The organism is Streptomyces spongiae, assembly GCF_009377185.1.
Classification (GTDB): Bacteria; Actinomycetota; Actinomycetes; order Streptomycetales; family Streptomycetaceae; genus Streptomyces; species Streptomyces spongiae.
This window is the reverse complement of the sequence record NZ_VJZC01000278.1, coordinates 1-12,761: the sequence shown is the minus strand read 5'-3', so window position 1 is coordinate 12,761 and position 12,761 is coordinate 1. Positions and strand designations below refer to the sequence as shown.

Genomic DNA, 12,761 nt, shown 5'->3' with positions numbered 1-12,761 from the left:
GGCGGGAGGTCCGGGTCGTGGTAGATCGCGATCGGGTTCTCGCCGAAGCCGCGCGGGGGCTGGATGAGGATCAGCAGATTGCCGAAGCGCAGGGCGGCGAGGACGATGTCGCCCTCCTTGTCGCGGCTGCGGTCGACGAACATCTCGCCGGGCGCCGGGCCCCAGTGCTCCTCCACCGCCGTGCGCAGGTCCTCGGGGAGCGTGGCGTACCAGCGGCGGTAGTCGGCCGCCGGGATGCGGACCGGGTTGCGGGCCAGCTGCTCCTCGGTGAGCCAGTCCTGGTCGTGGCCGCCCGCCTCGATGAGGGCGCGGATCAGCTCGTCTCCGTCGCCGGAGGCCAGACCGGGGATGTCGCTGTCCCCGAAGTCGTACCCCTCCCGCTCAAGACGCCTCAGCAGCGCCACCGCACTGGCGGGGGTGTCCAGACCGACCGCGTTGCCGATGCGGGAGTGCTTCGTCGGGTAGGCGGACAGCACGAGCGCGAGGCGCTTGTCGGCGGGCCGGATGTGGCGAAGCCGTGCGTGGCGTACGGCGGTTCCGGCGACACGGGCCGCGCGCTCGGGGTCGGCGACGTAGGCCGGGAGTCCGTCGGCGTCGATCTCCTTGAAGGAGAACGGGACGCTGATCAGGCGGCCGTCGAACTCCGGTACGGCGATCTGGCTGGCCGCGTCGAGCGGGGAGACACCCTCGTCGCTCGCGTCCCAGTCGGACCGGGAGGAGGTGAGGCAGAGCGCCTGGAGGATGGGGACGTCGAGGCCGGTCAGGGCGCCCGCGTCCCAGGACTCGTCGTCACCGCCGGCCGACGCCTCCGCGGGCTTCGTGCCGCCCGCGGCCAGGACGGTGGTGACGATGGCGTCGGCGGCGCGGAGTTCCTCGACGAGGTCGGGCTCGGGGGTGCGCAGGGACGCGACGTACAGGGGGAGCGGCCGTCCGCCCGCGTCCTCGATGGCGTCGCACAGGGCGCCGACGAAGGCGGTGTTGCCGCTCATGTGGTGGGCGCGGTAGTAGAGCACGGCGACGGTCGGGCCGTCCGTCTCCCTGGCCTCCCGGGGCAGCGGACCCCAGGTGGGGGCCGCCGCCGGTGCCTCGAAGCCGTGGCCGGTGAGCAGGACCGTGTCGGAGAGGAAGCGGGCGAGCTGCTCCAGGTTGGCGGGGCCGCCGTGCGCGAGGTAGGCGTGGGCTTCGGCGGCGATGCCGACCGGGACCGTGGAGGTGGCCATCAGCTGGGCGTCCGGGGCCTGTTCTCCGGTGAGGACGACGACCGGGCGGCCGTCGGCGAGCAGCAGGTCGAGACCGTCCTGCCAGGCCCGGATGCCGCCGAGGAGGCGTACGACGACCAGCTGGACGCCGTCGAGGAGCGCCGGAAGCTCGTCGAGCGCGAGGCGGGAGGGGTTGGCGAAGCGGTACGGGACCGGGCCGGCGGCCGCGCGGGCGCTGAGCAGGTCGGTGTCGGACGTCGACAGCAGGAGGATCATGCGGCGTCGGGCCTTCCTCGGGGTCCGCGCCCCGGGCGGTGTCGGGTTGGGGTCTCCCCGGCTCGAGCGAAGTCGAGAGTTGGGGAAGGGAGTTCCTGGCTCGCCCAGTCCCCGCAGGGGTGGGCTCACAGTGGCGGGACCGCGCCGGACTCGCACCGGGCTTCCTCCCCTGTCGCCGTCGTGGCGTCGGCGGACCGGATGATCCACCGAGGAGCATAGTAAGGGTCACGGGAAGAGGGCGGGGCATACCGCCCGCGGGACGGTAGGTATGCTCGCCGCCATGTCCACGGCTGACCTTCGTTCATCCTCCCAGGCCACAGCGGCCTCGCGGGACCGGGGTGACGCCTGCCCGGGGTCGCTGCGGCTGCACGCGGCGGACGACGGTGCGCTGGCCCGTGTCCGGCTGCCCGGCGGTGTGCTGACCGTCCGACAGGCCGAGGCGCTGGGGGCGGCGGCTCGGCGCCTGGGCGACGGCGCGCTGCATCTGACCTCGCGCGGCAATGTGCAGCTGCGCGGGCTGGGAGACGGCTGCGGCTCGGAACTGGCCGCGCTGCTGGACTCCGCCGGACTGCTCCCCTCACCCGAGCACGAGCGGGTGCGCAACATCGTCGCCTCACCGCTGTCGGGTATCGACGGACGCGGCCTCACGGACGTACGGCCCTGGCTGACGGCCCTCGACGCGGAGCTGTGCGCGAGCGGGGCGGCCCGAGGGCTGTCGGGGCGCTTCCTGTTCGCGCTGGACGACGGGCGCGGGGACGTGGCCGGACTCGGCGCCGATGTGACGGTACGGGCGGCGGAGGACGGAGGCGCGTCGCTCACGCCGGGCGCGGTCCGCGTGTCCCCGTCGGACGCCCCTCGGGCCGCGCTGGTGGCCGCCGAGGCGTTTCTGGAAGCGGTGGCCGCGAGCAGCACCCAGGCTTGGCGGATCGCCGAACTCACCGTGCCCGACGACGTGTTGGCCCGGACGGTCCACCGTCGCCTGACCGACGAGGGCATAGCCCACCGCAACACGCCGATCCCGACGACTCATACGGACAGACCGCCTCTCGGAGCCGTCGGCGGCGCCGTGTCGGTCCACGTCCCGCTGGGACGGCTCTCGGCCCGCCAGTGGCGGGAGTTGACGGATGTGGCCGACGGCGAACTGCGACTGACCCCGTGGCGCGGGGTCGTCGTCGCGGTGCCGGACGGAACCGCCGGGCCACTCTCCCGGCTGAGTGCCGCCGGACTCGTCACCGACCCCGACTCGCCCTGGACGCGCGTCGGCGCCTGCATCGGACGTCCAGGATGCGCCAAGTCCCACGCCGACGTCCGGGCCGACGCGACCCGGGCCCTCGACGCGGCCGACGCCGTCTCCCTCCCCCTGTACTGGTCCGGCTGCGAACGCCGCTGTGGACACCCCCAGGGTGAGCGGATCGACGTGATCGCGACTCCGGGCGGCGGCTACCGGCTGTCGGCCGACCCCTCCCACACCTCCCACCTCGCCACCGCACTGGCGGCGATCACCTCATGAGCCGTACGACGACCACCGAGAGCAGCGAGACGAACACCGTGACCACGTACGACTACGAGAAGGACGGTCCGGCCATCTACCGCCAGTCCTTCGCCACCATCCGCGCGGAGGCGGACCTCGCGGGGTTGCCCGCCGACGTCAGCCGGGTCGCGGTCCGGATGATCCACGCCTGCGGAATGGTCGACCTCGTTCGCGACCTGGACTACACGCCGGACGTGGTGGCCCGTGCCCGCGAGGCCCTGCGGGCGGGCGCGCCGATCTTCTGCGACGTGCAGATGGTGGCCAGCGGTGTGACCCGCAAGCGGCTGCCCGCCGGCAACGACGTGCTCTGCACGCTCTCCGACCCGTCCGTGCCCGAACTGGCGGCGAAGCTGGGCACCACGCGCAGCGCCGCCGCGCTGGAGCTGTGGCGGGACCGGCTGGAAGGCTCGGTCGTCGCCGTCGGCAACGCGCCCACCGCCCTGTTCCGCCTCCTGGAGATGATCGAGGAGGGCGCGCCCCGGCCGGCCGCCGTCATCGGCGTCCCGGTCGGCTTCGTCGGCGCCGCCGAGTCCAAGGACGCCCTGGCCGCGCATCCGTCGGGCCTGGAGCACATCGTCGTACGCGGCCGTCGGGGTGGCAGTGCCCTCGCCGCCGCCGCGCTCAACGCGATCGCGAGCGAGGAGGAGTGAGCGGCGAGCAGCCCACCGCGGGCCGGCTGTACGGGGTCGGACTCGGCCCGGGAGACCCGTCGTTGATGACCGTACGGGCCGTCGAGGTCATCGCCGAGGCGGACGTGATCGCGTACCACAGCGCCCGCCACGGCCGTTCCATCGCCCGCTCGATCGCGGCGAAGCACATCCGCGCCGACCATGTCGAGGAGCGGCTGGTCTACCCGGTGACGACGGAGACCACCGACCACCCCGGCGGCTACAAGGGCGCCATCGAGGAGTTCTACGAGGAGGCTGCGGCCCGGCTGGCCGCGCACCTCGACGCGGGGCGGACGGTCGCGGTCCTCGCCGAGGGCGATCCGCTGTTCTACGGCTCCTACATGCACATGCACAAGCGGCTCGCCGACCGCTACGACACCGAGGTCATCCCCGGTGTCACGTCCGTGTCCGCCGCCGCGGCACGCCTCGGCACCCCGCTCGCCGAGGGCGAGGAGGTGCTGACCATCCTGCCGGGCACCCTGCCCGAGGAGGAGCTGACCGCACGGCTCGCCTCGACGGACGCGGCCGTGGTGATGAAGCTGGGACGGACCTTCACCAAGGTGCGGAGCGCGCTGGAGGAATCGGGGCGCCTCGGCGAGGCCCGGTACGTCGAGCGGGCCACCATGGCCGGGGAGCGGGTCGCCGAACTGGCGGACGTGGAGGCCGGGTCGGTGCCGTACTTCTCGGTGGCCGTGCTGCCCAGCCAGGTCGACGCCGAGCGGCCCGAGGCCCGGGAGCGGGGCGAGGTCGTCGTGGTCGGGACCGGGCCCGCCGGTCCGCTGTGGCTGACACCCGAGACGCGGGGTGCGCTGGCCTCCGCCGACGATCTGGTCGGCTACACCACCTACCTGGACCGGGTGCCTGTCCGTGCGGGCCAGGTCCGCCACGGTTCGGACAACCGGGTGGAGTCGGAACGTGCCGAGTTCGCCCTCGACCTGGCCCGGCGCGGGCGTCGGGTCGCGGTCGTCTCCGGCGGCGACCCTGGCGTCTTCGCCATGGCGACGGCCGTCCTGGAGGTCGCCTCCCAGAAGGAGTACGCGGACGTCCCGGTGCGGGTGCTGCCGGGGGTGACCGCGGCCAACGCGGCGGCGGCCCGCGTGGGCGCCCCCCTCGGGCACGACTACGCCACCCTCTCCCTCTCCGACCGGCTGAAGCCCTGGGAGGTCATCGCCGAGCGGCTGCGGGCAGCGGCCTCGGCGGACCTGGTGCTCGCCCTGTACAACCCCGGGTCACGCAGCCGCACCTGGCAGGTGGGCAAGGCCCGTGAGCTGCTGCTGGAGCACCGGGCGCCGGACACCCCGGTCGTGGTCGCCCGGGATGTGGGGGGCTCCGGGGAGCGCGTCCGGATCGTACGGCTGGCCGACCTGGACCCGTCCGAGGTCGACATGCGCACGATCCTGCTGGTCGGCTCCTCGCGGACGCGGGCGGTACGGCGCGGGGACGGTGAGATCGTCTGGACTCCGCGCCGCTATCCGGAGGCGTGAGCGTGGGCGGCGCCGCCCGGACGGCGGCGCCGCGGTCAGCTCCGCTCGGCTTCGGCCAGGCCCGCCGTCCACTTCTCCTCGATCCGGCCCACCTTCCACACCAGCAGGGCGACGGCCCAGGTGGCGAAGAACAGCCCGACGATGACGTAGCCGATGATGTTGAGGTCGAGCCCGGAGACCCAGTCCCAGAACGGGCCGTGGAGGTCCGCCTGTTCGGCGATCAGGCCGAGCAGTTCGACCGTGCCGATGATGAGGGCGACGGCGACGGACAGGCCGGTGATGGTGAGGTTGTAGTAGACCTTGCGGACCGGCTTGGAGAAGGCCCAGCCGTACGCGAAGTTCATGAACGAGCCGTCGATCGTGTCCAGCAGGGACATGCCGGCCGCGAAGAGGACCGGCAGGCACAGGATCGCGTACCAGGGCAGTCCGGAGGCCGCGCCCGAGCCGGCCAGGACGAGGAGCGCGATCTCCGTGGCCGTGTCGAAGCCGAGGCCGAAGAGCATCCCCAGCGGGTACATCTGCCACGGCTTGGTGATCGACTTCATCAGACGGCCGAGGACGCGGTTCATGAAGCCCCGGTTGTTGAGCTGTTCCTCCAGGGCGGCCTCGTCGAACCGGCCCGAGCGCATCTGCCGGAAGACCTTCCAGATGCCCACCATGATCACCAGGTTGATGATCGCGATGACGTAGAGGAAGGTCCCGGAGACGGTGGTGCCGATCCAGCCGGTGACGTCGTGCAGACCCGAGTCGTCGCTCTGGACCGGTCCTGCCAGCGCCTTGACGCCGAGCGAGAGCAGGAAGGCGAGGGCGAAGACGATGGTGGAGTGACCGAGCGAGAACCAGAAGCCGACCGACAGGGGGCGCTGCCCCTCGCTCATCAGCTTGCGGGTGGTGTTGTCGATGGCGGCGATGTGGTCGGCGTCGAAGGCGTGCCGCATGCCGAGGGTGTACGCGGTGACACCGATGCCGATACCGAAGGTCTTGGTCCCCAGGCTGTAGTGCTCGGGGGCGACGATCACCACCAGCGTGAACCAGCCGATGACGTGCAGCGCCAGGATGAACGCGGCCATCCCGCCGAGGCTCGTCCACTCCTTGCGGGTCATCGACGTACGGATGCGGTGCCGGGTGGAACCGGGAGCGGGGGGCATGGGGGAACGGACCTCACGTTTCGGCGAACGACTGTTCTCAGCCGCACCGTCCAGGCTTCTGCGTACTCTTTGCAGGTACAAGCCGCGAGCGGCAAAGCCCCTGTCAGGTTTCAGCCAGCTGTTGGGAAAGTGCGCCGGAGCTCTTCGATCCACCGGGCCGCTTCCTCCGGGCCGGCCACTACGGGCACGTCCTCAGGCACCGGCGGCCGGCGGACCACGACCACGGGCAGCCCGGCCTCCCGCGCGGCCGCCAGCTTCGGTGCGGTGGCGGCTCCGCCGCTGTCCTTCGTCACGACGGCATCGACGCGGTGGCGGCGCAGCAGCTCTCGCTCTCCGTCGAGGGTGAAGGGGCCGCGGTCGAGCAGCACCTCCATGTGGGCCGGGTGCGGGGCCTCGGGGGCGTCGACGGACCGTACGAGGAACCACAGCTCGTCCAGACCCGCGAAGGCGGCCAGGCCCATGCGTCCGGTGGTGAGGAACACACGTCGGCCGAGGGCGGGCAGCAGCTCGGCGGCCTCCTCCAGGGAGGCGGCCTCGTGCCAATCGTCACCCGCGACCGGGACCCACCCGGGGCGCCGCAGTGCGAGCAGGGGAACATGGGCCGTGGCGGCGGCACGCGCCGCGTGGAAACTGATGGTCCCGGCGAAAGGGTGGGTGGCGTCGATGAGCGCGTCCACCCGGTGCTCGCCCAGCCACGCGGTCAGCCCCTCCACTCCGCCGAAGCCGCCGATCCGGACCTCGCCCGGAGGCAGCCGGGGGCTGGCCACGCGGCCCGCGAGGGAGTTGGTCAGGGTCAGTCCGGGAGTGCCGTGGAGCAGTTCCGCGAGGCGGCGGGCCTCCGAGGTCCCGCCGAGTATCAGTACGTGCATGAGAGTCCAGGTCCGTTCATGAGCAGCGAAGTGCAGGGTGCCGGCGAGGCGAAGGGGGGCCGCGGCGCCCAACTCAAGCACACCGGCCTGCGCCCCGGCTGGACGACCGGTGCGTGTGCCACAGCGGCCACGACAGCCGCGTACACCGCCCTGCTGACCGGCGGCTTTCCCGACCCGGTGACGATCACGCTGCCGAAGGGGCAGACCCCGTCGTTCGCCCTCGCGGCCGAGGAGCTGACCGGCGCGAGCGCGATGGCGGGGATAGTGAAGGACGCGGGCGACGACCCCGACGTCACCCACGGCGCGCTGGTCCGGGCCACGGTACGGCGGCTGCCGGCCGGAGCCGGGGTGGTCTTCAAGGCGGGCCCCGGGGTGGGGACGATCACGCGCCCCGGCCTGCCCCTGCCCGTCGGCGAACCGGCCGTGAACCCCGTCCCCCGCCAGATGATGCGGGAGCACATCGCCGAGGTCGCCGCCCGCCACGGCGGCACCGGAGACGTCGAGGTCACCGTCTCCGTCGACCACGGCGAGGAGATCGCCCGCTCCACCTGGAACCCGCGCCTCGGCATCCTGGGCGGCCTGTCGATCCTCGGCACCACCGGGATCGTGGTCCCGTACTCCTGCTCCGCCTGGATCGACTCCATCCGGCGGGGCGTGGACGTGGCGCGGGCGGCGGGGCGTACGCACGTCGCCGGGTGCACCGGCTCGACGTCGGAGAAGACGGTCGTCGCCGAGTACCGGCTCCCCGAGGACGCCCTGCTCGACATGGGCGACTTCGCGGGCGCGGTGTTGAAGTACGTCCGCCGCCATCCCGTCGACCGCCTGACCGTCTGCGGTGGCTTCGCCAAGCTCTCCAAGCTCGCCGCCGGCCATCTCGACCTGCACTCCGCCCGCTCCCAGGTCGACAAGGGCTTCCTCGCCGAACTGGCCCGCCGCGGCGGCGCGGACGAGGCGCTGGCCGCCGAGGTGGCCGACGCCAACACCGGGCTCGCCGCGCTCCAGCTGTGCATGGCGGCCGGGGTGCCGCTCGGTGACCTGGTCGCGACGGCGGCCCGCGACGAGGCGCTGGCCGTGCTGCGCGGAGCGCCGGTCGCGGTGGACGTGATCTGCATCGACCGGGCGGGGGCGGTGGTGGGGCGCAGCACGGTGGCCTGAGACCTCTGCGCTCAGCACACGTGCCGCTCACGCTCCGGCGAGTACAGGTGGCTGTCCCGGAACTGCTCCGCCCCCAACGTCCGCCCCACCATGATCACGGCGGTACGGAGCACCCCGGCCTCCTTCACCTTTCCGGCGATCTCGTCGAGCGTGCCCCGGATGACGAGCTCGTCGGGGCGGGAGGCGTACGCGACGACCGCGGCCGGGCAGTCGGCGCCGTAGTGCGGGAGCAGTTCGTCGACCACGCGGTCCACGTACCTGGCGGCCAGGTGCAGCACGATCAGGGCGCCACTGCGGCCGAGGGTGGCCAGGTCCTCGCCCTCGGGCATGGCGGTGGCGCGGTGGGCGACGCGGGTGAGGATGACGGTCTGGCCGACGGTCGGCACGGTCAGCTCCCGCTTCAGGGAAGCCGCCGCGGCGGCGAAGGCCGGGACGCCCGGAACGACCTCGTACGGCACGCCGGCCGCGTCCAGGCGCCGCATCTGCTCGGCCACCGCACTGAACACGGACGGGTCCCCGGAGTGCAGCCGGGCCACGTCGTGCCCTTCCTCGTGGGCGCGCACCAACTCCGCGGTGATCTCGTCCAGGTCGAGCTGTGCGGTGTCCACCAGCCGTGCGTCCGGCGGGCATTCGGCCAGCAGTTCGCGCGGGACCAGGCTGCCCGCGTACAGGCAGACCTGGCAGGCGGCGAGCGTGCGGGCGCCGCGCACCGTGATCAGGTCGGCGGCACCGGGACCGGCCCCGATGAAGTACACGGTCATCTGTCTGCTCCTGGAAGGGGGTTGGGAGTCTTCTGTACGGCCCACTGGGTCACCGGCATCGCCTGCCGCCACCCCGTGAAGCCGCCCACGGGCACGGCGTGCGCCACGGCGAGTCGCACCAGCTCGCCGCCGTGACGGCGGTACGCGTCGGCGAGCAGCGCCTCGGACTCCAGCGTCACGGTGTTGGCGACCAGCCGCCCGCCCACGGGCAGTGCTTCCCAGCAGGCGTCGAGGAGGCCGGGTGCGGTGAGTCCGCCGCCGACGAACACGGCGTCGGGCGGCGGGAGTTCGGACAGGACGGCGGGTGCGGTACCGGTGACGACGTGCAGCCCGGGTACGCCGAGCCGGTCGGCGTTGCGGGTGATGCGCTCGGCCCGCACGGGGTCGCGCTCGACGGTGACCGCCCGGCACGAGGGGTGGACGCGCATCCATTCGACCGCGATCGAGCCGGAGCCGCCGCCGATGTCCCACAGCACCTCACCGGGCGCGGGCGCGAGCGCGCCGAGCGTGGCGGCGCGCACATGGCGTTTGGTGAGCTGCCCGTCGTGCTCGTACGCCTCGTCCGGGAGTCCCGGTACGGCACCGAGCCGGAGCGCGTCCGGGTCCCGGCGGCATTCGACGGCGACGATGTTGAGGGGGTCACCGGGTGGGTGCGGTGGCGACCATTCGGCGGCGGTGGTCTCGGCGCCCGTACGTTCCCTGTCCCCGCCGAGTTGTTCCAGGACCCGCATCCGGCTCGGCCCGAAGCCGCGGTCCCGCAGCAGGGCGGCGACCTGCCCGGGGGTGTCGGCGCCGGCACTGAGCACGAGGAGCCGTCGGCCGTCGTGCAGGGCGGCGGCGAGGCGGGCGGCCGGCCGCCCCACGACGGTGACGACCTCGACGTCCTCCAGCGGCCAGCCCAGACGGGCGGCGGCGTAGGACACGGAGGAGGGGTGCGGCAGGACCCGCAGGGTGTCGGCTTCCTCGGCGAGGGCGCGGCCGATGCCGTAGAACATCGGGTCCCCGCTGGCCGGCACGGCGATCCGGCGCCCGGCATGTGCGGCGAGCAGGCCGGGGACCGCGGGGCGCAGGGGTGAGGGCCAGGCGATCCGCTCCCCGGCGCACTCGGGTGGGAGCAGGTCCAGTTGGCGCGGGCCCCCGATCAGGACCTCGGCGTCGCGCAGGGCCGCGCGGGAGGGGGCCGGGAGGCCCTGCCATCCGTCGGCTCCGATCCCGACGACGGTGACGGCAGGGGACGGTCCTGGTCGTGCGGGGGTCACTGCTCGGTACCTCGGGGTTCGGGGGCGGCTCTCGGGGACAACGGGGACAACAGGGGCGCACTCTACTGGGCGGTGACCTGCGCACCCGTGCCGGGTACACACCGCTCCTTCTCCGTGCCCTCCGTTCGCTCGGGGCATACGTGCGGGCGCACGGGATGACCGCGGCGGAGTACCGGCGGGAGTTCGGCCCGCCGCGCACCCGGGCGCTGAGCGCGCGCTCCTTCTCCCGGAAGCGACGTGGCTGCGCGAGCGACCCGCCGCGCGCGGAAGCCCCCGCCCGGGTCAGGGCGCGGGAGCCAGATCGAGATGTACGGGCTCGTCGCGGTCGCAGTGCAGGGTGCCGTCGGTCACCCGGGCCGCGGCGACCTGGAGGGAGGAGCGGCGGGTGGCGTAGGTGTCGTCGTCGGTGGCGGGGCCGACGCGGCCGGGGTGGGTGAAGTAGAAGACGTACGCCGTCTCGCCCTGGACGACCACATCGGCGTGCAGGCCGATGGTCGCGTCGTCGGGGCGGCTGCCGGGCCTGTCCAGGATCAGTCCCCGGTGTTCCCAGGTGGTGAGGTCGTCCGAGCGCAACACGCCCTGGCCGCGCCACTCGTCGACGAGCATCCAGTAGTGGCCGCCGAGTTCGAAGACGTTGGGGCCCTCGTGCGGGCGATGGCCGACCGCCAGGCCGGTGGTCCGCCAGTGGTACAGGTCGGGGCTGTCGGCGGCGCAGGTGAGCGAGCCGTGGGAGTCGTCCTTGAACCACATGCGCCAGCCGCCGCCCGGCAGCGGGAACACACAGGCGTCGATGACCCGGTCGGAGCCGAGGTCGAGGGCGCCGTGGTGGGTCCAGTCCAGCAGGTCGGGGCTGGTGTAGTGGCGGATGGAGGCGGCGCCGTTCCAGTCGTCGCGGATGCCGCGGATGTAGCTGACGTACATGTGGTAGAGCCCGTCGTGCCAGATGATCTCCGGTGCCCAGAAGGTGTTGCGGCCCCATTCGGTCTCCAGGCCGGGGAGGGTGCCCCGGTAGGTCCAGGTACGGCCGCCGTCCGCCGACGCGGCCACGCCCAGGTCGGTGCCGTAGACCCAGGAGACACCCGGGCCGGGGGCGGTGGTGCGGCGGTTGGTGTAGACGAGCCACCATTCACTGGTCCGGCGGTTCCAGATGGCTACGGGGTCGGCGGCGCCGTCGTGCGTCGGGTCGCGGAAGAGTGGCGCGTCGGCCACGGAGTTCGCATCGGCCACGGAGTTCACAGGGGTCTCCCTTTGTTCGTGCTCGGGTCCCGCGGCGGTTCAGCCGCCCGTCGACTCCCGGATCACCAGCGAGAAGTCGCCGACGAAGTCGTGGTGCCGCGTGGAGGGCTCGGTCTGCTCGATGCGCCTGATCAGGAGGTCGACCGCGCGCTCGGCCATGCCGTCGTGGTCCGGGTCCACGGTGGAGAGGGAAGGGATGAAGAACTCGCTCTCCGAGACGTTGTCGAAGCCGATCACCCTGGCCTGGTCGGGCACCCGGATCCCGGTGTCGGTCAGACCCCGTAGCACGCCCATGGCCAGGGAGTCGGTCACACAGAACACTCCGTCGAAGTCGAGCCCGCCCTCCGCCATCTCCCGGGCGCGCCGCGCGCCTTCGCGCATGCCGAGCCTGTCCACCTGCTGGATCAGGGCGGGGTCCGTGGGAAGGCCCGCGCCCTCCAGCGCCTGCCGGTAGCCCGTGAGCCTGAGGCTGGAGGTGTCGACCTCCTCCACCGCCCCGCACAGGATCGCGACGCGGCGGCAGCCCCGCTCGATCAGATGGCGGGTGGCCGCCCGGGCCGCTTCCAGGTTGGGCATGGCGACGTGGTCCACGGGACCGCCGAAGATCCGGTCGCCGAGGACGACCACGGGGTGGTCCACCTTGAGTCGCTCGGCGTCGGCCTGGCTCATGCCGGCGGCGCTGAGGATGAGCCCGTCGTACTGATGGTTGCGCGACAGGGACAGCGCGTCCAGCTCGTTCTCCCGGGAGGCGGTCTGCTCGATGCTCACCCGCAGGCCCCGTCGCTCGGCCGCGGTGATGATGCCGGCGGCCAGCCGCCCGTAGTAGGGGCTGTTGACCTCGGGGACGGCGAGCCCGATGACGCCGGTGCGGCCCTTGCGCAGGTTGCGGGCCGCGACGTTGACCCGATAGTCGAGCCGGGCCATCGCCTCCAGGACCTTCTCCCGCGTCGACGGGCGGACGTTCGGATGGTCGTTGATGACGTTCGACACGGTCATCGGAGAGACCCCGGCCGCCTTCGCCACATCCTGAATCGTTACCACGCTCGCCCCTGGTCTGCGGTCTCGGAACCCACTCGCATGCTAAGCCGGGCGTCCGTACGCAGAACGGTGAAGGAGTGCGCCGGGACGTCACAGACCGGGCCGGTCAGCCGGTCGTGGACGGGGGTGGCCGGGGC

Annotated in this window: 11 protein-coding genes, 1 pseudogene and 1 riboswitch; of the genes and pseudogenes, 5 read left to right on the top strand and 7 right to left on the bottom strand. The window is 73.0% G+C overall.

Annotation, left to right across the window (positions count from 1 at the left end; translation table 11 throughout):
* On the bottom strand, window positions 1-1,475 hold a 1,475-nt coding region (locus FNH08_RS29850), incomplete at its 3' end, for a cobaltochelatase subunit CobN (protein WP_194238661.1).
* An 89-nt stretch (window positions 1,476-1,564) separates the two neighbouring features.
* Window positions 1,565-1,642: riboswitch (cobalamin riboswitch) on the bottom strand.
* A 101-nt stretch (window positions 1,643-1,743) separates the two neighbouring features.
* On the opposite strand from FNH08_RS29850, the gene cobG reads away from it, so the two are divergent.
* From cobG to FNH08_RS29835, 3 genes are read left to right on the top strand one after another with little or no spacing between them, the layout of a single operon-like run.
* On the top strand, window positions 1,744-2,985 hold the full coding sequence (gene cobG, locus FNH08_RS29845; protein ID WP_152774637.1) for a precorrin-3B synthase: 1,242 nt from the start codon (window positions 1,744-1,746) through the stop codon (window positions 2,983-2,985).
* On the top strand, window positions 2,982-3,656 hold the full coding sequence (locus FNH08_RS29840; protein WP_152774636.1) for a precorrin-8X methylmutase: 675 nt from the start codon (window positions 2,982-2,984) through the stop codon (window positions 3,654-3,656). Before cobG ends, FNH08_RS29840 begins: the two co-directional genes overlap by 4 nt.
* Window positions 3,653-5,158: a precorrin-2 C(20)-methyltransferase gene (locus FNH08_RS29835; protein ID WP_322725723.1), complete on the top strand. Its 1,506-nt coding sequence runs from the start codon at window positions 3,653-3,655 to the stop codon at window positions 5,156-5,158. The genes FNH08_RS29840 and FNH08_RS29835 overlap by 4 nt, the downstream gene beginning before the upstream one ends.
* Before the next feature lie 35 nt (window positions 5,159-5,193).
* Here the strand turns inward: FNH08_RS29835 and nicT are convergent, their stop codons facing one another.
* On the bottom strand, window positions 5,194-6,261 hold the full coding sequence (gene nicT / locus FNH08_RS29830) for a Nickel transporter NicT (RefSeq protein WP_152774638.1): 1,068 nt from the start codon (window positions 6,259-6,261) through the stop codon (window positions 5,194-5,196).
* 155 nt (window positions 6,262-6,416) lie between these two features.
* Window positions 6,417-7,175, bottom strand: a complete 759-nt coding sequence (locus FNH08_RS29825) for a cobalt-precorrin-6A reductase (protein ID WP_152774635.1) — start codon at window positions 7,173-7,175, stop codon at window positions 6,417-6,419.
* Window positions 7,176-7,193: 18 nt separating this feature from the next.
* Here FNH08_RS29825 and FNH08_RS29820 point away from each other — a divergent pair, with 18 nt between their 5' ends.
* On the top strand, window positions 7,194-8,330 hold the full coding sequence (locus FNH08_RS29820; protein ID WP_152774634.1) for a cobalt-precorrin-5B (C(1))-methyltransferase: 1,137 nt from the start codon (window positions 7,194-7,196) through the stop codon (window positions 8,328-8,330).
* Window positions 8,331-8,341: 11 nt separating this feature from the next.
* Here the strand turns inward: FNH08_RS29820 and cobM are convergent, their stop codons facing one another.
* Both cobM and cbiE read right to left on the bottom strand, forming a co-directional pair.
* Window positions 8,342-9,091: a precorrin-4 C(11)-methyltransferase gene (cobM, locus tag FNH08_RS29815; RefSeq protein WP_152774633.1), complete on the bottom strand. Its 750-nt coding sequence runs from the start codon at window positions 9,089-9,091 to the stop codon at window positions 8,342-8,344.
* A complete protein-coding gene (gene cbiE / locus FNH08_RS29810) occupies window positions 9,088-10,350 on the bottom strand; it encodes a precorrin-6y C5,15-methyltransferase (decarboxylating) subunit CbiE (protein ID WP_322725721.1) in 1,263 nt (420 codons plus the stop codon). Before cbiE ends, cobM begins: the two co-directional genes overlap by 4 nt.
* On the opposite strand from cbiE, the pseudogene FNH08_RS54115 reads away from it, so the two are divergent.
* Window positions 10,338-10,589 (top strand): annotated as a pseudogene (locus tag FNH08_RS54115) (MucR family transcriptional regulator); the annotation flags it as partial. The gene cbiE and the pseudogene FNH08_RS54115 sit on opposite strands and share 13 nt — an antisense overlap.
* 43 nt (window positions 10,590-10,632) lie before the next feature.
* On the opposite strand, the gene FNH08_RS53245 reads toward FNH08_RS54115, so the two are convergent.
* Window positions 10,633-11,586 carry a glycoside hydrolase family protein gene (locus tag FNH08_RS53245; RefSeq protein WP_265579810.1) on the bottom strand — a complete coding sequence of 318 codons (954 nt, stop codon included), beginning with the start codon at window positions 11,584-11,586 and terminating at the stop codon, window positions 10,633-10,635.
* Between the two features lie 39 nt (window positions 11,587-11,625).
* Complete coding sequence (locus FNH08_RS29795; RefSeq protein ID WP_322725725.1) at window positions 11,626-12,609, bottom strand: LacI family DNA-binding transcriptional regulator; 984 nt, start codon at window positions 12,607-12,609, stop codon at window positions 11,626-11,628.
* Between the last annotated feature and the right edge of the window lie 152 nt (window positions 12,610-12,761).